Raw genomic sequence first — 21,891 nt, 5'->3', positions numbered from 1 at the left:
GGGTTGCTCCATTCGGGGGTCGACACCCACACGCACGCCCGAAGGAAAAGGGGGGCCTTCAGGCGGCAAAAGGCGGGTGCAAGCACCGTCCGGCGCTCAACAAAACAGAGAAGAAAAGGGGGGTTCGGCGACCGCGGGTCTCACAAGGGGGACACGCACGGCGCCGGGTCCAGATGTAACGACCGGCCGGCCACCGTCATTCCCGGCAACCCACACCCGGTGTCACCCGCCCACGCGGGGCACCTCCACGGCCGTACACATGGTGTAACGCCCCGACGGCCGCCGAAATTCCGCCACCACCGTGCCCCCGACCACACCCCAAACCGGCATGAAACCGCCATTGGTGACCACAATCCCACCGGAGATGGCCCTACCAGCCCCCTGCTGTACGCCGATGGGCACCGCTGCACAGCAGGGCGAGCGACGCTGAGCGACTCCAGCATCCGCGGATCGGCGGTTTATCCGTCATCGCACCCGGTGTCCGTCGATACGGGTAACGTACGCCGCGCACCGTAGAGCATCCTAGGAAAATGGTATGCCCGCGACCTACCCCATTCAACTAGCCGTCGCGGGTCTACCCGGATGCGTCGGCCCACGCCGAGACGTTCTTGCTGCCCTAATCCGGCGGCGGGGATCCGCCGGTGCCGGCGAGTTCCAAAAGTCGGTTGTCGGCGACAGCGCAGTCCGGGAGGCTTGGCCGCATGTCGTTGTGAGGGCAGCACCTTCGTCGCCGCCACGCCATCGCGACCGGCGGCCGTCCACCAACCCCTGGCGAGAAGTGAGCGTCCTTGTCTGTTCCACCGGCCCAGTCGGAATCCCGGCCGGCACCCGCCCCTGCCACCGTTACCGTTTTCGCCTCCCCGACCAGCTGGGTCGAGTCCGACGCCGTTGACCAGTGCCACCAGGTCGCCGCCCTGGACGGCATGGTCCACGTCGCCGGCATGCCGGACCTGCACCCCGGCAAGGGCGCCCCGATCGGCGCCGCGATGACCTCGACCGTGCTCTACCCCCACCTGGTCGGCTCGGACATCGGCTGTGGCATCGCCGTCTTCCCGATCGCGCTGAAGCGGGTCGTACCCGAGCGGCTCGCCGCCCGCTTCCCCAACCTGGACCGCCCGCTCGCCCCGGACCGAGACGCCGACGACCCGGCCTGGTCCGTGCTGGACGGTGACATCCCCGCCGGCCACCTCGACGGTCTCGGTACCGTCGGACGGGGCAACCACTTCGTTGAGCTCGCCCGCGTCGGCGAGGTCCTCGACCCGGACCACGCCGCGCGACTCCGGCTCGCCGCCGGCGACACGGTCCTCGTCGTTCACAGCGGGTCCCGCGGCCTCGGCGAGCGGATTCTGCGTACGCACACCGAGCAGCACGGCGCCGGGCCCGCCGAGGACCCGGCCGCGTACCTGGCGCGACACGACGACGCCGTGCGCTGGGGCTCGCTGAACCGGCGGCTGCTGGCCGCCCGGGCCGCGATCGCGCTGGGCGCCGAGCCGACGGAGCCGATCGTGGACCAGTGCCACAACCTGGTCGAGGTACGCGACGGACACTACCTGCACCGGAAGGGCGCGGCGCCGGGCGACGGCCGGGACGTGCTCGTCGCCGGCACCCGCGGCACCCCGTCGTACCTGGTGGCCGCAGACGCGGGCACCCAGGCCAATCACTCGGTGGCGCACGGGGCGGGCCGCAAGATGTCCCGGGCGGACGCGCTACGCCGGGGCCGGGCCAAGCACACGGTCAGGGAGCTACGCCGTACCCCGCTGGGTTCGCTGGTGGTCTGCGGCGACCGGCAACTGCTCTTCGAGGAGGCGCCGACCGCGTACAAGCGGATCGAGCAGGTGGTGGGTGACCTGGTCGCCCACGGGCTCGCCACCCCGGTGACGACCACGGTCCCACTGGTCACCTACAAGACCCCGGACGTGGGGGTCACCCCGCACAGCGAGCGACGACCCGAGCGCCGGCGCCGGGGGCAGCGGTGAACCTGCACCTACTGCTGTCGGCTGGCCGGGGTCCCCAGGAGTGCGCGTGGGCGCTGGCCCGGCTGCTGCGCCGGCTGGAGGCCGACGCCGGCCGCAACAACGTGGACGTGGTACGGCTGGACAGCGTCGTCGGCGACAAACCCGGCACCTACCGGTCCGTGCTACTCCGACTCACCGGCACCGGTGTGGAGGCGTTCGCCGACGGCTGGACCGGGACGTTGTGCTGGCAGGCGCCCAGCCCATACCGCGCCGCCCAGGGCAGGAAGAACTGGTACGTCGCAGCCCGACGATGCGAGGTGGACGCCCCGGTCACCCCGTTCGCCGAGGCGGACGTGGAGGTGCTTGCCGTACGCACGGGTGGGCCGGGCGGTCAGCACCGCAACAAGGCCAGTACCGCGGTACGGGCCACACACCGCCCGACCGGCACCGTCATTGTGGTCGACACCGAACGACAGTTCAGCCTCAACCGCAGCCTCGCGCTGCGGCTGCTACGGCAACGGCTCACGGCCGACGACGAGGCGGCCGGGCGGGTGCTGGTGGCCGCCCGAAGGCGTAGCCACGACGAACTGGTCCGCGGCGATCCGGTGCGGGTCGATCGCCCCTGACCGGTATTCCCGCCACGGCGGGCCCACGCCGAGCAGTACGGGCAGACCGCTCTGAGGGCGCTGAGCCCCTTTGTCCCCGTCGGCCAGACGGGCTCACTGGGGATGCAGTGGCCGGCGCGAGGCCTGGGTGGTGGTCTCGCGCCGGCCGGTTCAGCCGCTACCGACTCCCCGTTTGTGGGCGTCCGGGTTGGCTCCTTCGGGGAAGGGCATCAGGGAAGGACTTCGAAGGTCCAGGTCTTGGCACCGGAGCTGATGGTGGTGCCGTTGGCGGCAAGCACGCCGGTGACCTCGAAGGTGACGCCGTAGGTTCCGGCGGCGTCGAAGCCCCAGTTGACGTGGGCGTGGGTGTTGTGGTTGACATTCAGACTGTCGGGAAGGCCGTCGCCGCTGTCGAAGAGCACCGTTGGGGTGCCGCCGGAAACGGTGTAGGCACTGAAGCCGGCCGGCCCGGTGACGTTGGTGAGCTTGAAGGTGACCCGATTGTTCTGGAAGACACCACTGGGCACCTCGGCAGTGTTCCAGCCGGCCCACAGCAGCTCGGAGCTGCTGGCCTGCGGTAGCACCCACGCTTGGTTGTCGGTGCCGAGGAACGACCATTCACCACCGCTGGGCACGGTGACCTTGGCGGTATGGGGAACGCGCAGGATCACATCGGCGGGGTCGCGCTCCACCGACGCGTCGTCGAGCAGGTTGACGGTCAGGGCGCCGCCGGCGTAGTCGACGTCGAGGACGTCAACGTGGCCGCTGGAGATCACCACCGGCGTTGCGGCAGCGGGAGCGGCGGTACTGGCGAGCAGCGCGGCGGTGAGGGCGAGGCCGGTGAAGAATCTGCGCCGGACGGGCATGCTGATCATCCCTCCACCACGACGCGCAGGGTGGCCGCTTCGCTGGTGACCTGCTGCCCGGTGGCCGCGAGGGTTCCGGTGGCGCGGAAGGTCACGCAGTAGGTGCCGGCACGGTCGAAGGCCCAGTTGGCGTGCTGGTGCTGGCCAGCGGTCAGGGCCATGGTGTCGGGTAGGGCGTCACCGCTGTCCATGAGCACGTTGGGTTGTCCGACCGCGTTCTCGGTGTAGATCGCGAGTTCCCCGGGCCCGTGGACGGACTGCATCGTGAGGGTGAGCTCATCGGCGGTGAAGATGCCATCCTCGACCTCTTCGGTGGCGATGCCCGGCCACACGAGGTCGGTGTTCTGGATCTCGGGCAGGACCCAGACCGTCGATATCCCGGGGGTGCCGAGGAATCCGAAGGCGGGGTCGTTGGGGACCGTGACCTCAGCCTGCTGCCCGACGACGATCTTGACCTCGTTGGCGGCGTACTCGACATCGTTGTCCTCGTCGTGGACACCGACCTCCAGTTCGCCGGCTTCGTAGGCGATGTCAACCAGGTCGATGTGCCCGGACTTGAACGTCACCAGTGATGCCTGCGCTGGTGGCGCAGCTGCGAGCAGCGCCGTGGTGACCGCTCCGGAGGCGAGCAGCAGGCGGATGGGCTTGCGCACGTAGGAACTCCTTCCCCGCGGTCCCCCTTGGACCGTGGTTATTGGAAATGATAGTCGTTTCAGTTAACTGGAGGAAGGGACTGTCGGGTGGGGTCGGTCACGACGATCTACCGGCGAGCCGTTTACGGTGCCGGTGCGGAGGCGGGAGTGGACAGTGATGAACGGCGGGTGACATCAGTGCGACCCGGCCCACCCACCCGCCGCCATCGTTTGGCCAACAGACCGTGCCGAGGCGCGAGCAACCACGCCGTGAGAAAGATGGCCGTGGCAATCAGCACGATGGTGCCGCCCACCGGCGTGTCGTAGCTCCACGACAGAAACAGACCAATGACCGCCGCCAGACCGCCGATCACCGGAGAGAGCAGCATCATCGCGCCCAGTCGGTCGGTGAGTAGCCGAGCCGCCGCCGCAGGGGTGATCAGCAGGGCGAGGACGAGGATGTTGCCGATCGTCTGCAGAGAGATCACCACGGCGAGGGTGACCAGAACGTAGAGCACGATGTCGAGCCAGAAGACCGGAAGCCCCATCGAGCGCGACATCTCCCGGTCAAGACAGACCGCGACGAATTCCTTGTGAAGGGCGAGCACCAGGCCGAGGATGACCAGGCCGGCACCACCGACGACGTAGAGGTCCCGGTCGGGAATGCCGGTGATCGAGCCGAACAGGAACTGCTGCAGGGAACCGGCGTAGCCCGGGGCCTGTGAAATGATCACAATGCCGAGGGCGAACGCACCAACCAGGAAGACACCGATGATCGAGTCCTCCTTGACGCGTCGATTCTGCGCAAAGATCGCGATCAGCAGGGCGGTGGCGACCCCGGCGACGGCACCGCCCAAGACCAGACTGCCCTGCAGAACGAAGGCGACCGCGATCCCCGGGAAGACCGCGTGGGCCACAGCGTCACCGATGAAGGCCATGCCCCGCAGGACCACGTAGCAGCCCACGACACCGCAGACAATGCTTGACATGACCGCGATCGCCAGCGCCTTCGGCAGGAACGCGAGGTTGGGGTTGAACAGGTCGGTGAGGAAATCGGTGATCGACATCAGATCGCCTTCACGAGCTTCAGTAGCGGGGAGGTGTCACTCACGCCGAACGTTGTCGTCCACAACGTGGCGTCCTGTAGGTCTGTCGGGTGTCCGTCGGCGATGATCCGTCCATTGAGCAAGACCAGGCGGCTGCAGGTGTCCACCGCGGCTACGAGGTCGTGGGTGGTCATCAGTACCGCGTGCTCCTCACCGGCCAACCTCGTGAACAACTCACCCAGTAGTTCTTGGGTGGGCATGTCCAGCCCGGTAAACGGCTCGTCGAGCAGGAGGATCCGTGGCGCGAGCGCGAGCGCGCGAGCGACCAGAACGCGTTGGCGTTGGCCACCCGACAACTCGCCAACCGGTCGACGACGCAGCTCAACGAGCTGTACCCGGTCCAGGGCCTCATTGACCGCCTGCCAGTCGCTGACGCCAGGGCGGCGGAACAGGCCCAGGCGGCCGTTCCGGCCACTCATCACGGCCTGCTCGACCGAGATGGGAAAATCCCAGGTGAACTCGTGACGTTGGGGGACATAGCCGATCTCGCAGCGGCCGGGACGTGACGGCCTACCCCCGACCAGCACCCGGCCGGCACGAATACCGGTCAACCCCAGGATCGCCCGGAGCAGGGTGGTCTTACCGGCACCGTTGGGGCCAAGGAGCCCGACCAACTCCCCTCGGTCCAGGCAGAGGTGGATGTCCCGCAGCACCGGTCGGCCACCGAGGTCCACCTCCAGCTGGTCAACCTTGAGCTCGCTCAACGTTCACCTCCGGGCAGCGGGGTCCCGCCTGCTCGCTCGGCCTGCCGCTTGGCACTGCGTCCCCGCAGCAGCAGAAGCACCAGTCCGGTGGCGAGCAGGACCGCCAGCGCCACCAGCACCGCGAGGAGTAGAGTCCCGGGCTCATCAGTCGCCTTGCCAGCCCCGGCGCGGTCGCTGACCGGCGACGCCTGCTCCACCGACCCGGGGATATCCGCGGTGGCGGCGTACGCCTCGTTGACGCTGGTGGCGTCGCCCACCGCGAAGCGCAACGCGCGGGTCGCCGACACTGTCTCACCGCTGATCAGATCGGCGGAGATCTGCACGGCGATCAGGTAGACACCCGGTTCGGTGAAGACCCAGTTGGCGTGGGTGTGGGTATTGACCTCGGCCCAGAACGGCTGTGCCTTCGGCTCGACCGAGCGCCACAGCGGCTCGGGTGCGGAGAAGTTCCCCGACTGCAGGAAGGTCGTGACGGCCCCCGGGCCGGTCACACCGAGCAAGGAGAGGGTGACACCACGGTCGATACTCTGCATCACTCGGGGATCCTGGGTGTTCCAGCCGAGCCAGACGACATCGGGGTTCTGGACCTGCGGCACCACATACACCTGTTTGCCGGCGTCAACGTCGAGGAACGCGTACGCCGGATCGTCCGGAACGGTCTGCAGCGCCGCGTCAGACACCCGCAACACCGTCTCGTCGGGGTCACGCCACACGGGCTGCGCCTGTGTACCGTCGTGAATCATCAGTGTCCACTGGTCATCGACGTAACGGGGGCCGAGGTCGACGTGCCCGGCGCCGAGTTCCGCCCGGCCGGTGGTGATCGGCTGGTCGGCGGCGATCGACTGGCCGAGCCCTGGGGAGGGCTCCTCGGCAGCCGCGGCAGTCGGCACCGTCGTCAGCGCGATCAGCACCACGAGCGCCCAGCCTGAGAGCAGTCCGAGTATGTGGGTGCGGCGTCGCGCCCATCCTGAGCTCACTGGGGTCTCCCCTGCTTGGTGGTGGTCAGACAGTCGCGCAGCGAGTCGGCGTTGAACCGCATCATCTGCACGTAGTTGGTGATGTCGCGGTCGAAGGTGTCGCCGTAGATCGCACATACCCGGAGCCCTTCCTCGCGAGCCACCTCGTTGAGGGTGGTAGATCGGGCTGCCAGGTTCGGCTCCAGGAACACCGCGGGGATCTTCAGGTTGCGGATCGTCTCGGCTAGCCGGCGACGGTCGGCCAGACTCGGTTCGGTGGCCGGATTCGGGGTAACAAACCCGGATATGTTCACCCCGTACGCCTGACCCAGGTAGCCAAACGCGTCATGGGTCGTGATCAGGTGCCGTCGCGACGGCTCGATCCCGGCGATCGTGTTCCGCACGTAGGTGTCGAGCTGCTCCAACCGGTGGATGTAGGCCGAGGCGTTCGACCGGTAGACCGGCGTACCTCGGGGATCTACCTCGATGAGGGTGTCGCGGATGAGTTCGGTGTAGGAAATGGCGTTGCGCACGTTCTGCCACAGGTGTGGGTCGATCTCCCCGTGCACGTGTTTGCCGAGGACCGCCTGCGGAAGCTGGTACACCTGGCTTCCGGGTCGGCCGAGGAACCGGAGCCGACGATCACCGGGCACCTCCAGCAACGCCTTGCTCGGCACCTCGATGACCGTGCGGGCCGGGTCGTAGACCAGCTGGTTCGCCTCCCCGCCGCCCTCCGGGTCGGCGAACAGGTAGAGCCGCCGCTGATCGAGGTCGACGGTGATATCAGCATGACCAGCGCTGAGGACGGTGGCCCCGGGCATGCCCGGCACCGAGTACGGATCCACCCCGACAGCGAACGTGAACACCTGTTCGCCCATCGGAACCGTCGGTGCCTGCGGGTCGACGGACAGGCTCGCCCGCACCCTCAGCCGGTAGACGCCGGGCTTGGTGAACGCCCAGCTCATATGCGTGTGCGCGTCGGGTGGGAGCGTTGCGGTGTCGTCCCGGAAGCCATTGGCCGGATCGAACCCGTCGGTCGAGTCAACATAGACCGACGGGTTGCCGAACGACTCGGTGAGGTAGGCGGCCAGACCACCCGGACCGTCGGCCGAGGTTGCGCTGAGCAACACATCCGAGGCGCGGTTCGCGCCATGTTCCGCGCCGGTGCCGCGGACCCGCATGCCCAACCAGATGGTGTCCAGTGACACCTCCTCGACCAGCGGGATTATCTCCGCGGCGTACTTCACCGCTCCCTCCGCCAGCGAGATGTTCGGCACCCCCTCGCGCAGGTTGGCATCCAGCGCCTTGATGATGGCCTGCTCTTCGAGCAGCAGATAGTTGCTGAACGCGACATCGGCATAGACCACGTCCCGGATGTCGCGCAGCGATGGCTCGTAGCTGTGCGGATCGGCACCGTCGCGCACCAGCGAGCTGACCGCTACCCGGTCGCCCCCGACGTTGCCCACCAGGTCCCGCAGGATTCCGGTTGTCGTGATGACCTGCACGCGCTCGTCGTTCGCGCTCAACGCCACCTCGGACCGGCAACCGGCGACGAGCCCCACGATCAGCAGCGGCAGGGTCACCCGCCGCAGCCAGAACCGGACCGCCGGGGTCACGAGTTCTCCCTCGCGAGGCTGGCCCGGCGCCGGGCGAGCAGCACCAGCAAGGCCCCGGCGACGACGAGGAGCACGCCGACCGCGCTGGCCAACCGCACCCAACCCGCACCCGTACGCGGTAGCGGGCCGTCCTGGTCCGGTCCATCGCCCCCGGAGCCGCTGCCCGATCCGAAGCCGCCGGTCGGGTCGGTGCTGTCTCCGACGGCGATGGTCAACGTCTTCGTGTCGGCGACCGCCTCGCCGGCGGTGGTGGTGCCGCTCATCTGCACCGCGAGGCGGTACAGGCCGGGCTTGCTGAACGCCCAGTTGCCGTGCGCGTGCGTGTTCAGTGGAACCGCCAGCTGTTGCGGGAGTGACTTGGCGGAGTCGAACAGCACCTCGGCCTCGCCGAACGAGCCGGTCAGGAAGAGAGCGAACCGCCCCGGCCCGTCAACGCCCTGCAACGTCCAGGTGACGTTGCCCTTGACACCGGAGACGACGGACTGGTGTTGGGTGTTCCAGCCCGGCCAGACGATGCCGGGCTGCTGGGACTGTGGCAGCAGCCAGACCGGATCGCCCTGGGCACCGAGGAAGTCCGCACCGGCCGGCACGTTGATCTTCGCATTGTCTTTGATCCACAAAACCACGTCAGCGGTTTCTCGCCACACGGCCGGGCTGGTGCGATCGTCCTTGATCCGGATCGTCCAGTTGTCTCCGGACAGCTGCGGTCCCATGTCGACATGACCGTCGGCAACAACCACCCGGGCCTCCGTCGCCGCGGCGGCCGGTGCCGCGGCGGCCGGTGCCGCGGCGGCCGGTGCCGTCGGCGCGGCGAGCGGTTTCGCCGCCACGTTCGGCCTCGGCTCGGCGGCGGTCGGCGGCGCAGCCGCCGGGCCGGCGGCCGGCGTCGGCATCGGCATCGCAGCCGGCGGCAGTACCTGCCCGGCCGGGATGATCGCGGGTACGCGAACCCGGTACGCCGCCTCCGCGCTGACCATCTGGCCGGAGGGCAGGTCCGCCGAGGCGCTCAGGGTGAGCCGATAGTCGCCAGCAGCGTCGAAGGCCCACACCACACCGCCGGTACGGGTTGCCGCCGGCAATCGCAGCGACCGCGGTGCGTTCGGTCCACTGCCGAAGAGCGCGGTCGCCTGCTCGATGCCGGACAGCTGGTAGGCGGTGAACGTGCCCGGCCCCTCGACCGAACGCAGACTCAGCGTCACGGTGTCGTCGGTGACGAGGCCCAAAGGCACGCCGGTGGTGTCCAGGGCGGGGAAGCCGGTGTCACCGGTGGACAGCGACCACACCGGCTGACCCTCCGCTCCCAGGAAAGCCAGGGCCGGCCCGGCCGGCACCTGCCCTGCCAAGCCTCCGTCGGGACCGAGCACCACCTCGGCCGGGTCGTACCCCGGCGCATCTCGGGCCACCTGGCCGGCATCTCGGACCCGCAGCGACAACGTGTCATCGTCGAGCCCCACCGAGACCAGGTCGGCTGCGGTCGCCCCAATCGCGGGCGGCTCGGCACCGGCCGGCGCGGCCCCCGTGGCCAGGGCCACAGCGAGGGCAAGGCCGGCGGCACCGGCACACCTGCTTCTGATCGTCACTGCTCGCTCCCCCGACGATGTGATGGTGTGGTGTCGTGCCGTCTCGGGACGGCACGGTTGGTGGCAGCGCCCTGCGGCGTGGTCGAGGGCACCGGTGTGGCGGCCCGGCTTACCTCCATGCGGCCCTGCTCGCGGGCGACGGCCATCGCCCGCGCGATCGCTCGAAGTCGCCGGCGGCGGGCAACGATGAGCAGCCACACCGCGAGCCCGATCGGGATCAGGAGGGCCAGCTGTAGCCAGGGCACCGCCCAGACGGTGGCCCGCGTCGTATCGCCCCGCGGTGGTGGGTCAAGGATCTGGTCGCCGACGGCGGCGGGGGTGACAGTGAGCCTCGTGGTCAGCCGGAAGAGCGGCAGGACACCCGTCATCGGTAGGCTGGTGGTCACTTCACCGCCCGGCAGAATCTCCGATATATCCACCGCTTCCACGGAACGCCGGCCGAGGCCGAGCGGGCCGGCCACCTCGAGCGTGGGTCGGCCAGCGAGCCGGACGTTGCCGGTGTTGCGGACCGTGAAGGTCGCGGTGAGCTCGCCACCGACCAGGGGGTTGTGCGATCCGGTATGCCGCACCCGAAAGTTCTCGACAGCCAGCGCAGGTCGCAGCGCACCGGTGACTCGCAGGTAGATCCGAGCACCGACGCGGTGGTCAACGGCGACCTGGTTGCCCTGAGCGTCGGCCGCCGTGGTGGCGAGTGCCGCGACAACCCCGCCGGCGTGGTCGCCCGGTGTGGCGTTGTCCGGCACCGTGAGGGTGAACGGAACGTTCAGGCGCGACGTTGACGGGATCGTCACACTTCGTTCGGTGAAACGGACCCAGGAGCCCACATCGGTGGGTTGCTGACCGTCGGCCAGCAGGTCAAAACCGCCGTGCGCGGTGGTGAAGGCATCGCTCGCGTAGAGGCTCAGGGTGAGCGGATGCGTCGAGTGGTTGGTGACCGCGACGTAGTCGGTCAACGTCGCGCCGGGGTCGAGTTTGTAGGTGAACGCCGGACGGCCGTTCGGTCCGTCCGGACTCGATGGCGCCACCCCCCAGGTCACAGCGGATGGAGCCGGGGATGCACCGGGTGGCGTGGGCGGGGCCGGGGCAGCCCCGAGCAGGGCGAGGCTGGTGGCGATGGCAGCAAGCAGGCGCATGGGGGCGGCAGGTTCCGTTTCGTGGGGCAGGGATTGCGGCGGGATGGACGGGGCGCGGCAACGCCCCACCCACCCCGCAGCCGTCCGGGGCGAGATTCAGTGCCGGGCCGCGGACCGTCGACCCGGTTAGATCGCAGTGAGAGTCAGGGTCGCGGTGTAGGTTCCCGCGGCCGTCTCGGTGGGCAGGCTGAGCCGCAGCCCGGCACCCAGTTGGGCAGTGCCGCGCCCGGCGTCATGCGGCGCCGAACCCAGCACCGCGCTGCTACCGAGACCGCCGCCGCTGCCGACGACGTACGGTGCCACCTCGGGGCCGGCGACGACCCCCTGCCCGGCGCCCTGAGCCAGAACCCGGGGGCTCCAGCCGAGGTAGCCGGCACTGAAGGTGGAGCCGTCGGGCCCGGCGAAGTCATCCGGGATCTGCCCGGATGCGCTCCAGCCGGGCTGACCGGCGCGGGTGTCGGTCACCGTGACCGGCCGGAGCTCACCGCTGCTCTCCCACCGGTCACCGGCGCTGTTGAGCTGGGCGGGTGGCAGCACCACCGCACGGTCGTCCGGGTCAACGCTGATGACCAGGGAGCCCTGGGTCTCATCGATCGACGCGGTGATCGTCTGCGAGTTCCCCGGCTCCACGGGCGAGAACGCCACCCAGAGAATCACCGCCTCGCTGACGGCGGAAACCACGTCATCGTCATCGTAGAGCTTGGCCACGTACTCGCAGGCGTTCAGCTCCCGGATCGCGGTGAACGAGTAGCTGGCGCCCGCCTCGCCCGGGATAGCCGTCCACTCCGTCGCACCCGGACACCTACTGAACCAGTGGTAGGAGTCCAGCTCGGTCTGCGGCGTCTGCACCGCGGTGAGCGTGACGGTGTCGTTGGGCTGATACTCATCGGCCATGCCGCTGACCGACAGGCTGATCTCCGAACCGTCACCGGGCGACGTACCGACGAGGAACGAGTAGTCGACCGGTCCGGTGTTGATCGTGGTGCCGTTGGTCAGCTTCGCCTCGACCTGGAAGGTCAGCGTGTAGTCGCCCAACGCGCTGAACGCCCAGTTGGAGTGCGCGTGGGTGGACACCGGCACGTCGATTACGTCCGGGAGCCCGTCGTCCCCGCGGAACTTGATGATCGGACCACCGAACGAGTCCTGGGTGAAGAGCGTGACGTTACCCGGCCCCTGCACCTCGACCAGGCTCAGTCGCACCGCGTCGCCCTCGAACACATCGGACTGCAGCGTCGTGGTGTTCCAACCCGGCCAGAGTAATTCCGGGTCCTGGGTCATCGGCAGCAGCCAGATCTGACTACCCACCGGGCCGAGGAAGGCGAACCGGGGATCATCCGGAACGGCCATCGCCGCCTCCGGCAGGACCTGGAACGTGACATCCGCCGGATCCCGGACCACGGCTGGGCTGACCGTGTCGTCGTTGACCTTCAACGACAGCCTGCCGTCGCTGTAGCGCACGTCGATCGCGTCAGCGTGCCCCTTGGACAGCACCACCTTCTCCGCCGCCGACGCAGCGACCGGCGCCGCCACCAGGCCAACGACCACCGCCCCGGCTAGTAGGGCCGCGAAGCCGCGAGCCCGCACCGTCGCATTCATACCTCCCCTTTCACACCGCGTGCCCACGCGGTGATACGTGGTGATGTCACCGTCGGTCTGCCGGGCCAGCAGATCTTCGGCTCGCACGCCACGAAGCGCGTCGACAACGGTAACGACAACGGTTTTCATTATTGCATTGGTGGTCAACCGGCTCCATGCGGGGATGGCGGCGATCCCACACCGCATCCACACCCGCCCCGCCACCGGCCCGGCACCCGCCACCGGGCAGGCCCCTCGCCCCCTTGACCTTGCCCCTTGGGGAAGCAGCACCGTGGTCCGGGCCGGCCACCCCGGCCGGCGCGAGGAGGATGACACCGTGGAGCTGCTGACGATCGGCGCGTTCGCCCGGGCGGCGCGGCTGACCCCGAAGGCGTTGCGCCTCTACGACGAGGTGGGGCTGCTGCCACCCGCGGCGGTCGATCCCGAGTCCGGTTACCGGTTCTACGACCCGGAGCAGTTGGCGCACGCTCGATTGATCGCCCAGTTACGCCGCATCGGCATGCCGCTGGCCGACATCCGTACCGTGTGCGACCTGGAACCTGACGCGGCGGCCCGAGCGGTCACCGACTACTGGCAACAGGTCACCGCCGACACCGCGACCCGCGCACACCACGTCGCCCGCCTCGTCGCACACCTGTCCCAGGAGGGCGTCACCATGTCCGCAACCAACCCCACCCCGACCATCCGCTACGCCGTCCGCTGCGACCAGGGCATCGGGCGCGACAGCAACGAGGACGTCGCCTACGCCAGTGACCGGCTGCTGGCCGTCGCCGACGGCACCCGGGGCGCCGGCGCCACCGCCAGTAGCGCGGCCGTCAACGCGCTCAAGGCGCTCGAACTGACCGACCGGCCCGCCGTGGACCTGCTCGCCATGCTGGCCGCAACCATCGACGACGTCGATCGCGCGGTGCACGCCACCAGCACCGACGACAACCAGCCGGCCACCACCCTGACCGCGCTGCTGCGTCGCGGCACGCAACTAGCCTTGGTCCACATCGGCGACACCCGTGCCTACCTCCTACGCGGCGGTGAACTCGCGCAGCTCACCCAGGACCACACCTGGGTGCAGAGCCAGGTCGAGTACGGCAGGCTCAGCCCGCAGGAGGCTGCCGCCCACCCGCAGCGCGCCCTGCTCACCCGCGCGCTCGGTGGTGGCAGCCAGCCCGTCGAAGCCGACCTGGCGCTGCGCACCGCCGTGGCCGGTGACCGCTACCTGCTCTGCTCCGACGGCCTGTCGGCCGTCGTCAGCCGAAGCGACCTGCACACCGCCCTCGCCGAGTCCGGTGACCCCGAGTCAACCGCACAACGGCTGATCGACCTGGCCTACGCGGCCGGCGCGCCGGACAACATCGCCTGCGTCGTCGCCGACATCATCGCCGCGTAGCACGTCGTCGCCGCGTAACGGCGTCGCCAATCCAACGCCGTTACGCGGCACGCGGTGCCCCGACCAGACCACCGATTTCCGCCGAACACCTCGGGATACGTCCAGGGAAGTGAGCTGTGTGTCGCACATACGATTAGCGCTCGCCATTGCCCCGCAACCAGCCACCGCACTACACCGCCCCGAACACCGACCCGTAGCTGAACCAGCACTTGGTCCAGTTTGTTGGCGGCCGACGCCCGCCGGTCGCGGCTCGCGACCGCTGCCTCACAGGGAGCCCAACACCGGGTACGCCGCCTCGATCCCGCTCAGTGCCGCGACGATCGCCGGCAGGTAGGACAAATCCAGCCCGTCCACGGCGAACCGGAGCTCATTGCCGCCTCCCGGCTGGTCCCTGGCCAGCCCAAGGACCGACAGCCTGCCCCGAGAAACGACCCCAACGGTAAGGAGGAGCCACTCCTCCATCGAGGTCAGAGTCACCTCACCGGACATATCGGTGTAGATCCGCGCCAGACCCTCGCGGAACGACCGCAGTTCCTCGGCGCGCAGCCCGGCGCCCAGGTCTGCGCGGAAGCCGCCAGCGCTGACCTCCACCGCGCTCATCAACCAGTTGCCGTCCCAATAATCGTCGGCATCGGGGTGCAACCGGCCAAGCACCCGGATCAACACCCCCTGACCCGGCCGCCCTATCAGGACGTACGGATGGCTGGATTCGGTCACACTCACGTCAGCGGGTCAGGTCGCCAGGGCGTACAAGACCGGTCTCGTACGCCAGGACGACGGCCTGGGCCCGGTCCCGCAGGTGAAGCTTGGCGAAGATCCGTGCTACGTGGGTCTTGACGGTCGCCGCACTGAGCGTGAGCTTCTGGGCGAGTTCGGCATTGGACAGGCCGGCACCGAGCAGGGTCAGCACCTCGAGCTCACGCGGGGTAAGCGGGCTGAGGTCGTGGTGCGGTAGCACCGGGGCGGACTCGGTGGTGAACCGCTCCACCAGGCGACGGGTAATCACAGGGGCGAGCAGGGCATCGCCGGTGGCGACGAGGCGTACCGCGTTGGCCAGGTGCTCGGGGGTCACGTCCTTGAGGAGGAAGCCGCTGGCACCCGCGGCGAGCGCCGCGTAGACGTACCGGTCGAGGTCAAACGTGGTGAGCATGATGACCCGGCAGTGCGGTAGCAACGCCATGACCTGCCGGGTGGCGGCGAGACCGTCGAGGTTCGGCATCCGGATATCCATGAGAACCACATCGGGATGGAACCGTCTCGCTGCGGAGACGGCCTCAACCCCATCGGCGGCCTCACCTACCACCTCCACCCCGCGAGCATTGAGGATCATCCGGAATCCGGTGCGGACCAGTAACTGATCGTCAGCGATGAGAACCCGTGGCCCGGTCACGCCGAGTCCAGGGGGATGCGGGCGCGAACCCGGTAGCCGCCGCCGAGACGACGTCGGGCGTCGAGGTCGCCACCGTAGACCGCGATCCGCTGGCGCAGGCCGCGCAGGCCACGGCCGGCGCCGTCTGCCGGTTGCCTTGCGGCGGGCTGGCCGGACAGGACGCTCGGCCCCGGATTGAGTACCTCGACACGCAGGTACCGGTGCGCGTACCGGACCTCGACCTCGGCCCGGTCGGCTTCGCCGTGCTTGAGCACGTTGGTCAGCGCCTCCTGGATGATGCGGTACGCCGTCACGTCGATTCCGGTCGGTAGGGGATGCGGCTCGCCACTGACGCGTACGTCGACCGGCAGGCCCGCGAAGGCGATTCGATCGACCAGCTGACTCAGCTGGCTCAGGCTCGGCTGCGGCGCGTACTCGTCGGGCGTCTCGGCGGCTTCCTGGCCGTCGGCGGCGGGGGCGAGCAGTCCCAACAGGTGCCGTAGCTCCGTCAGCGCATCACGACCGGCCCCCTCGACGGCGGCCAGCGCCTCGGCGACCTCGGGTGGGACCGACTCTCCGGCGGCACCCAGCACCTCCCGCGCGGCACCGGTCTGCACCACCATCACGCTGACGTGGTGACTGACGATGTCGTGCAGGTCCCGGGCGATGCGGGCCCGCTCGGCGTCAACCGCGGCAGCGGCGGCAGCCTGGCGCTCCCGTTCCAACAGCCAGCCCCGCTCCGCCAGGACCCGGCGGTGCCGGTGACGAGCACGGGCCGCGGCGATACCGAACGCCACGGCGGCTCCCGCTGCCACACCTGCTGCCGCCAGCGCGGCGGCCAAGGAAATCACCGGGCCACAATCTCAGATCGGGCGCGTGCACGCATCGGTCCCTGGTAGTGGCGGCGTACATCGGCAGGATGACACCCGGCGTCGAGCTGCATCCCGGCGGGGACGATTCCGGCGTGGACGCCGACCTAGCCTCGGGCCATGACAACGGTGCTGCGCCTGGATGAGGTGCGCAAAGAGTACGGCGACGCGACGGCCCTGGACGGTGTCTCACTCCGGGTCGAGTCGGGGGAAGCGGTCGCCATCATGGGGCCATCGGGCTGCGGTAAGTCGACGCTACTGAACGTGATCGCGGGGCTGGACCGGCCGAGTGCCGGGCGGGTCGAGGTGCACGACGAGGACCTCAGCGAACTCAGCGAGGCCGGGCTGGCCCTGTTCCGGCGACGCCGCATCGGCTTCGTCTTCCAGTTCTTCAACCTGCTCGACGACCTCCCCGCGCTGGACAACGTGGCGCTGGCCGCCCAGCTGATGGGCGTACGGGCCGGGCAGGCGCGGCGGCGGGCGCTGGAGCTCTTCGAGGAGCTCGGCATCGCCGATCGCCGCAACGCCTACCCGGCGACGCTCAGCGGCGGGGAACGGCAGCGGGTCGCCGTGGCCCGCGCGCTGATGAACCGCCCGGCGCTGCTGCTGGCCGACGAGCCGACCGGAGCGCTCGACAGCCGTACCGGCGAGCAGGTGATGGACCTGTTGCTCGACCTCAACCAGATCGGCCAAACACTGCTGCTGGTCACCCACGACCCGGCGGTCGCCGAACGTTGCGCGAGCCGGGTGGTGGAGCTGGCCGACGGCCGGATCGTCGGCGAGCGGGCACTGGAGCGGACGGCATGAGCGCGGTATGGCGAGCCTGCCGGGCGGCGGTACGGCGACGGAGGTTCCAGACCTCGGTGATCGCGCTGGTGGCGCTCTGCGCAAGTACGACGGTCGTGCTGGCGGCGGGGCTGCTGGACCTGTCGAGCGGCCCCTTCGAGCGGGCCTTCGCCGCGCAGCGCGGCCCGCACGTCATCGCCACCTACTCGACCCCGGCACCGCCCACGGACGCCACCGACACCGAGGCGGTCGCCGGCCCGTTCGGACAACTCGTCTTGGACGTTCCGGCGGACGGCGGGCCGGTCTGGGCGACCGGACCGCTCACCGTCGTCGGCCGCGCTGACCCCGCCGGACCGGTGGACCGGGTAGACCTCTGGGCCGGGCGGTGGGCCACCGACCCGGACGAGATCGTGGTGAACATGTTGCCGCCGCCGTCACTGACCGCGGCGGACAGCTTCACCCAGGACGTCATCGGGAAGATGATCACCACGCCGGGCCGGCCGCAGCTGACCATCGTCGGTGTCGCCTACAGCGTGTCCCACACCGCCGACGCCTGGGTTTCTCCCGCCACGATGGCCCAGCTTGGGCCGACCACCGCCCAGGTGCTCTACCGCTTCCGCGACGCCGCGACCACCGCGCAGGTGGAGGTGGCGACAGCCAGCCTGCCACGTGATGGCCTGCTCGCGGCCAGCTCCTACCTGACCCAGAAGGAAGCCGTCGCCGCCGGTCCTGGCACGATCCTGCCGTTTCTGATCGTCTTCGGAGTGCTCGGCCTGATCGTCGCCGTCCTGATCGTGGCGAACGTGATCAGCGGCGCGGTCGTCTCCGGATTCCGGCACATCGGCGTGCTGAAGGCGCTCGGCTTCACACCGCGTCAGGTGGTGTCCGTCTACCTCGTCATGGTGACGGCGCCGGCGACGGCCGGTGCCGTTGCCGGGGCTGTACTGGGCACGGTCGCTACCCGTCCCCTGATCGGCATCGCGTTTCAGGGCCTTGGCTTCGGCGGTCAGCTCGAGACCGGCGCGTGGGTGCCACTCACCGGGCTCCTCGGCGTCCCGGCGCTGGTCATGCTGACCGCTCTCGTTCCCGCGTCCCGCACCCGCCGGTTGTCCGCCGCCGAGGCGATCAGCGCCAGTGCCGCGCCGAAGATGGAGCGGGGCCTGTGGGTGCAGCGCGCGCTCTCCGGGATTCGGCTGCCCCGGGCCGTCAGCCTGGGTCTGGGGCTACCCTTCAGCCGTCCCGGACGGACCGGGCTGACCATGGCGGCGCTGCTACTCGGCGTCACCAGCGTGACGTTCGCTGGCGGTCTGGCCGCGTCGCTGGTCCGCTACGGCCAGGCCGTGGACCGCGCCGACGCCGTGCAGGTGCAGGTGCGCCCGAACAACCCGTCCCTGGGCAACCCCCCCACCGACCGCACCGACCCGCAGGTGGAGTCGCTGCTACGCGGGCTGCCCGGAACCTCCCACGTCACCGCTGAGCTGCCCATGCAACTCACCGCCCTCGGCCACCGCGACCCGGTCCCGGTGAATTTCCTGCGCGGCGACTCGGCCACCCTCGGCCATCAGGACCAGCTCGTCGAGGGTAGGTGGATGACCGCGACGAATGAGGTGGTCGCCTCCTCGGCCGCCCTCCACCACCTGGACGCCCAGGTAGGTGACCGGTTGGAACTGGCCTATGCCGGTGGCCACGAGCCGGTGACCATCGTGGGCAAGACGATCGAGGGTGCCTTTGACCGCGACACCATCTTCGCCGACTGGCATCTCCGCACCCGCCTCGCACCCGACCACCGGGTGGTGAGTCACGAAGTCCTCTACTACATCCGACTCGCCTCCGACACGCCGGTCGCCACCTACCTGGCCGCGGTTCGCCAGGCAGATCCAGGCCTGTCGGCCTGGTCAGCCGACTCCGGCCTAGGTAACTCCTTCACCGTGTCGGTCACGATCATTTCTATCGCCTTCACCGCAATGGTCGGCTTGGTCGTCGCGCTGAGCGTCTTCAACACCGTCCTGCTCAACACGCGAGAACGTCGCCGGGACCTCGGCATGCTGAAGGCGATCGGGATGACACCGGGTCAGGTGGTGACGATGATGGTGACCTCCATGGCCACCCTGGGCTTGGCGGCAGGTTGCCTGGGCATCCCGCTTGGGGTGGGTGCGCACCGCCTGGTCCTACCGCTGATGGCCGAGGCCGCGGAGCGCGACCTACCGGCCCGAATCACCAACGTCTGGACGGTCGGCGGTCTGTCCCTGGTGGTGCTCGTCGGCGTGGCGATCGCGGTCCTGGGCGCTGCCCTGCCCGCCAGAAGAGCCGGCCGACTCCCGATCGCCGCGGTGCTCCACAGCGAGTGAGCCTTTCCGCGTAACGGGCCGTGACGTTGGCTTATCAGGTGGGCTTGTTGGTGGTCGGTGTGGAGGATGACCAGAGCTGCCGCGACGGTGTCGCCGACTTTCCAGGGACAGAGGCTGATGTCGCGGGCCCGGGGCGCCCCGAGATGGTGGCCGGCGATGCCCCGAAAAGGTTGGCGCGTCGGCGGGCACGGATTGCCGGCGACGCGGATGAGGAGGGGCACTTCGAAGCAGCATCGATCGATGCTAATGGGCATCAATGCTGATGGCCGCTAGGATGCCAGCGTTACGTTCGCTGTCGAGCTGCCCCACCGGCGGGACCGACACCAAGGCTCGACCGGCGGTGACCCAGGGGCGGCCGGCGCAGTTTCGGCGTAGGCCAGGCAACGGCGGGCTGCTGGGCGGGCGCGGGTATTCCTGCGCCCCATCCATGAGGGCAACTCGACAGCGGGCGACACAGCACCACCTAGCCCCGGTAGGACGACGCACGGCCGCCCGCCCGGGCGCCCCGGCGTGCCCGTTCACGGCTGAGCAGGTCGGCCAGGCACCGCGCGTAGGACCACCCTCAGAACAAGGTCCCGCGGCATTTCGCCGCAGCGACGTCCCGGCCGATCCGGAAAAGCCGGACCGTCACCTACCGCACCGGCCTCGTTGCGCGGAATGACTCAGTAGGCCAAAAGATGGCCGCCGGCCGCTCTGGTCATCGGCCGGCGGCAGACACTCTTGGGTGGTTTCTCGTTACTGGTGGTGATGTCGCAGCTGGTGCCGGACATAAGCACCAGTAGGAGGTGCCCTGGGTGGCAGCGAAGACCGTTTCACCGGGTTGTACGAGCGTCACCACGGTGACGTGTGGCGGTATGTGACTCGCCGCATCGTCGGTTCTGACGTCGGCGACGTGGTCGCCGAGGTCTTCCTCGTCGCGTGGCGCCGCCTGAACGAGGTTCCGACAGAGTCGGCCCTGCCGTGGTTGTACGGGGTGGCGCGCCTTGTGCTGGCCAACGAGGCCAGGGGGCGTCGACGGTGGCGGGAGTTGACGTTGCGGGTTGCGGCGGAGCGGGATCAGGCAGTGGTGGCGGATCACGCGGACGAGGTGATCAGCAAGTGTGACGTTGCCGTCGCCTTCGACCAAGTCCCGGCGACAGATCGGGAGTGCTTCGGCTGGTCGCCTGGGAGCGTCTGACCGCTGCCGAGGCGGCGGTCGTTCTCGGGTGCTCGCGGGCGACGTTCACGATGCGGCTGATGCGTGCCCGGCGGCGGCTTCGGGCGCAACTGGATGGGTCAGTGCCGACGCGGGGCAGGCGCCACGGGTCACGCCGTCGATGTCGAATGGGGGGCGATGAGGATGAAGGCAGTTGACGAGGTTCGTTCGACGTTGGGCGGCTTGGATCCCGCCTGGGACAGCCGACCTGAGGATGCGGAGCGTCGCGCGCGCGATCTGGCGCGTATCCTCGCCTCCGACCGCGCCGCTCCCCCGGCCAACCGGGCGGTGCTACGACGCCGTCTCGTACTGGCGGCCGGCGGGGTGGTCCTGGCGGTAGCTGCTGGTGGCGTGGCGCTGGAGACAGTTCGGGAGCCGCAGCCGGCGTACGCGGCCACTCCGGCGATGCTCATCTACGGCCCGCCGGCGAGCGCGGAACCGGCCAGCACCCGGCTGCGGCGCCTGGCGGAGGTGGCGGCGGGGCAGCCAGCACCGCCACGGCCGGCCGGCACGGTGGAGCACCTGGAGTCGGCGAACTGGTTCCTGAACTCCTCGGTCACCGACGAACGGACGACGTCCGCAGTCGTGCCGGAGCAGTGGCGGTCCTGGCGGACCGAAGACGGCGCCGGCCGGGAGGTCCGGAAGGCACTCCCCCCGATATTCCGTTCCGAGGCCGACCTCCGGGAATGGAAGCGGCGCGGCGGCCAGATCGACTCGTCGGAAGAGACGCGCGACTACACGGCCGGCGGGTACTACAGCCACTGGCAGGGCCCAGTGCCTACCGACGCCACCGCGCTACGCGAGTGGCTCACCACGGGCGTGCCCGCCCACGAGGCACCGTGCAGTATCTGGGTCCGTTACCGAACTCGCGGGGGTACGGCTACTGACCCCGGCGCAGCGCGCGGCGGCACTCAGACTCCTCGCTGAGCTACCGGGCATCACGGTGACCGGCACCGTCACCGACCGTGCCGGACGGGCCGGGGAAACGTTCTCGATCACCTCCGACTTCCATGGCCTGCCCGCCCAGTACACGGTGATCATCGATCCGGGGTCCGGCGCGTTGCTGGGATACGAGGAGGTGCTGACCGAGACGGCGGGCATGTTGAACGTGCCGATCCCCGCGGTGATCACCTACCGGTCGTACCTGGTCGCCGAGTACGCTGCCATGCCCCGCTGACAGACTCCGGGCAT

Annotated in this window: 21 protein-coding genes; 9 read left to right on the top strand and 12 right to left on the bottom strand. The window is 69.5% G+C overall.

Features of this window, described 5'->3' with window-relative positions; translation table 11 throughout:
• The first annotated feature begins 788 nt into the window (after positions 1-788).
• Together B118_RS0117820 and prfH are read left to right on the top strand one after the other, a co-directional pair.
• Positions 789-1,976, top strand: a complete 1,188-nt coding sequence (locus tag B118_RS0117820) for an RNA ligase RtcB family protein (protein WP_028193127.1) — start codon at positions 789-791, stop codon at positions 1,974-1,976.
• Positions 1,973-2,581, top strand: a complete 609-nt coding sequence (gene prfH / locus B118_RS0117815; protein ID WP_028193126.1) for a peptide chain release factor H — start codon at positions 1,973-1,975, stop codon at positions 2,579-2,581. Before B118_RS0117820 ends, prfH begins: the two co-directional genes overlap by 4 nt.
• Positions 2,582-2,790: 209 nt before the next feature.
• Here the strand turns inward: prfH and B118_RS0117810 are convergent, their stop codons facing one another.
• The 9 genes from B118_RS0117810 to B118_RS0117770 form a co-directional block, all read right to left on the bottom strand.
• Complete coding sequence (locus B118_RS0117810) at positions 2,791-3,435, bottom strand: choice-of-anchor M domain-containing protein (RefSeq protein WP_018811952.1); 645 nt, start codon at positions 3,433-3,435, stop codon at positions 2,791-2,793.
• Positions 3,432-4,079, bottom strand: a complete 648-nt coding sequence (locus tag B118_RS0117805; protein ID WP_028193125.1) for a choice-of-anchor M domain-containing protein — start codon at positions 4,077-4,079, stop codon at positions 3,432-3,434. The genes B118_RS0117810 and B118_RS0117805 overlap by 4 nt, the downstream gene beginning before the upstream one ends.
• A gap of 122 nt (positions 4,080-4,201) precedes the next feature.
• Positions 4,202-5,125: an anchored repeat-type ABC transporter permease subunit gene (locus B118_RS0117800; protein WP_028193124.1), complete on the bottom strand. Its 924-nt coding sequence runs from the start codon at positions 5,123-5,125 to the stop codon at positions 4,202-4,204.
• Positions 5,125-5,868 carry an anchored repeat-type ABC transporter ATP-binding subunit gene (locus B118_RS0117795; protein WP_028193123.1) on the bottom strand — a complete coding sequence of 248 codons (744 nt, stop codon included), beginning with the start codon at positions 5,866-5,868 and terminating at the stop codon, positions 5,125-5,127. The genes B118_RS0117800 and B118_RS0117795 overlap by 1 nt, the downstream gene beginning before the upstream one ends.
• Complete coding sequence (locus B118_RS0117790; RefSeq protein WP_028193122.1) at positions 5,865-6,845, bottom strand: choice-of-anchor M domain-containing protein; 981 nt, start codon at positions 6,843-6,845, stop codon at positions 5,865-5,867. The genes B118_RS0117795 and B118_RS0117790 overlap by 4 nt, the downstream gene beginning before the upstream one ends.
• The gene (locus B118_RS0117785) at positions 6,842-8,440 is read right to left on the bottom strand and encodes an anchored repeat ABC transporter, substrate-binding protein (RefSeq protein ID WP_028193121.1); all 1,599 of its coding nucleotides are present in this window, start codon (positions 8,438-8,440) and stop codon (positions 6,842-6,844) included. The genes B118_RS0117790 and B118_RS0117785 overlap by 4 nt, the downstream gene beginning before the upstream one ends.
• Positions 8,437-10,020, bottom strand: a complete 1,584-nt coding sequence (locus B118_RS0117780; RefSeq protein WP_028193120.1) for a TIGR03773 family transporter-associated surface protein — start codon at positions 10,018-10,020, stop codon at positions 8,437-8,439. Before B118_RS0117780 ends, B118_RS0117785 begins: the two co-directional genes overlap by 4 nt.
• Complete coding sequence (locus B118_RS0117775) at positions 10,017-11,153, bottom strand: WxL protein peptidoglycan domain-containing protein (protein WP_028193119.1); 1,137 nt, start codon at positions 11,151-11,153, stop codon at positions 10,017-10,019. The genes B118_RS0117780 and B118_RS0117775 overlap by 4 nt, the downstream gene beginning before the upstream one ends.
• 126 nt (positions 11,154-11,279) lie before the next feature.
• Entirely contained in the window at positions 11,280-12,749 is a 1,470-nt protein-coding gene (locus B118_RS0117770; RefSeq protein ID WP_196235186.1) for a choice-of-anchor M domain-containing protein, read from the bottom strand.
• Between the two features lie 316 nt (positions 12,750-13,065).
• Here B118_RS0117770 and B118_RS0117765 point away from each other — a divergent pair, with 316 nt between their 5' ends.
• Complete coding sequence (locus tag B118_RS0117765) at positions 13,066-14,133, top strand: MerR family transcriptional regulator (protein WP_027658309.1); 1,068 nt, start codon at positions 13,066-13,068, stop codon at positions 14,131-14,133.
• 264 nt (positions 14,134-14,397) lie between these two features.
• Here the strand turns inward: B118_RS0117765 and B118_RS0117760 are convergent, their stop codons facing one another.
• The 3 genes from B118_RS0117760 to B118_RS0117750 are packed head-to-tail and all read right to left on the bottom strand — an operon-like array spanning position 14,398 to position 16,353.
• Positions 14,398-14,850: a WapI family immunity protein gene (locus B118_RS0117760; protein ID WP_028193118.1), complete on the bottom strand. Its 453-nt coding sequence runs from the start codon at positions 14,848-14,850 to the stop codon at positions 14,398-14,400.
• 7 nt (positions 14,851-14,857) lie between these two features.
• A complete protein-coding gene (locus tag B118_RS0117755; RefSeq protein ID WP_018811962.1) occupies positions 14,858-15,523 on the bottom strand; it encodes a response regulator transcription factor in 666 nt (221 codons plus the stop codon).
• Entirely contained in the window at positions 15,520-16,353 is an 834-nt protein-coding gene (locus B118_RS0117750) for a sensor histidine kinase (RefSeq protein ID WP_018811963.1), read from the bottom strand. Before B118_RS0117750 ends, B118_RS0117755 begins: the two co-directional genes overlap by 4 nt.
• A gap of 138 nt (positions 16,354-16,491) precedes the next feature.
• On the opposite strand from B118_RS0117750, the gene B118_RS0117745 reads away from it, so the two are divergent.
• The 6 genes from B118_RS0117745 (at position 16,492) to B118_RS32990 (ending at position 21,877) form a co-directional block, all read left to right on the top strand.
• Entirely contained in the window at positions 16,492-17,178 is a 687-nt protein-coding gene (locus tag B118_RS0117745) for an ABC transporter ATP-binding protein (RefSeq protein ID WP_018811964.1), read from the top strand.
• Positions 17,175-19,505, top strand: coding sequence for an ABC transporter permease (locus B118_RS0117740; protein WP_018811965.1), 2,331 nt, complete (start codon positions 17,175-17,177; stop codon positions 19,503-19,505). Before B118_RS0117745 ends, B118_RS0117740 begins: the two co-directional genes overlap by 4 nt.
• Before the next feature lie 820 nt (positions 19,506-20,325).
• The gene (locus tag B118_RS28455; protein ID WP_238323984.1) at positions 20,326-20,682 is read left to right on the top strand and encodes an RNA polymerase sigma factor; all 357 of its coding nucleotides are present in this window, start codon (positions 20,326-20,328) and stop codon (positions 20,680-20,682) included.
• A complete protein-coding gene (locus B118_RS33905; RefSeq protein ID WP_238323982.1) occupies positions 20,652-20,858 on the top strand; it encodes a sigma factor-like helix-turn-helix DNA-binding protein in 207 nt (68 codons plus the stop codon). Before B118_RS28455 ends, B118_RS33905 begins: the two co-directional genes overlap by 31 nt.
• Positions 20,839-21,627 carry a hypothetical protein gene (locus tag B118_RS28450; protein ID WP_238323980.1) on the top strand — a complete coding sequence of 263 codons (789 nt, stop codon included), beginning with the start codon at positions 20,839-20,841 and terminating at the stop codon, positions 21,625-21,627. The genes B118_RS33905 and B118_RS28450 overlap by 20 nt, the downstream gene beginning before the upstream one ends.
• Before the next feature lie 16 nt (positions 21,628-21,643).
• Complete coding sequence (locus tag B118_RS32990) at positions 21,644-21,877, top strand: hypothetical protein (RefSeq protein ID WP_018811968.1); 234 nt, start codon at positions 21,644-21,646, stop codon at positions 21,875-21,877.
• Positions 21,878-21,891 lie beyond the last annotated feature (14 nt).

This window comes from Salinispora pacifica CNR114 (genome assembly GCF_000514775.1).
In the GTDB taxonomy this organism is placed as follows: domain Bacteria; phylum Actinomycetota; class Actinomycetes; order Mycobacteriales; family Micromonosporaceae; genus Micromonospora; species Micromonospora pacifica.
This window is presented reverse-complemented; position numbering and strand designations above follow the sequence as displayed.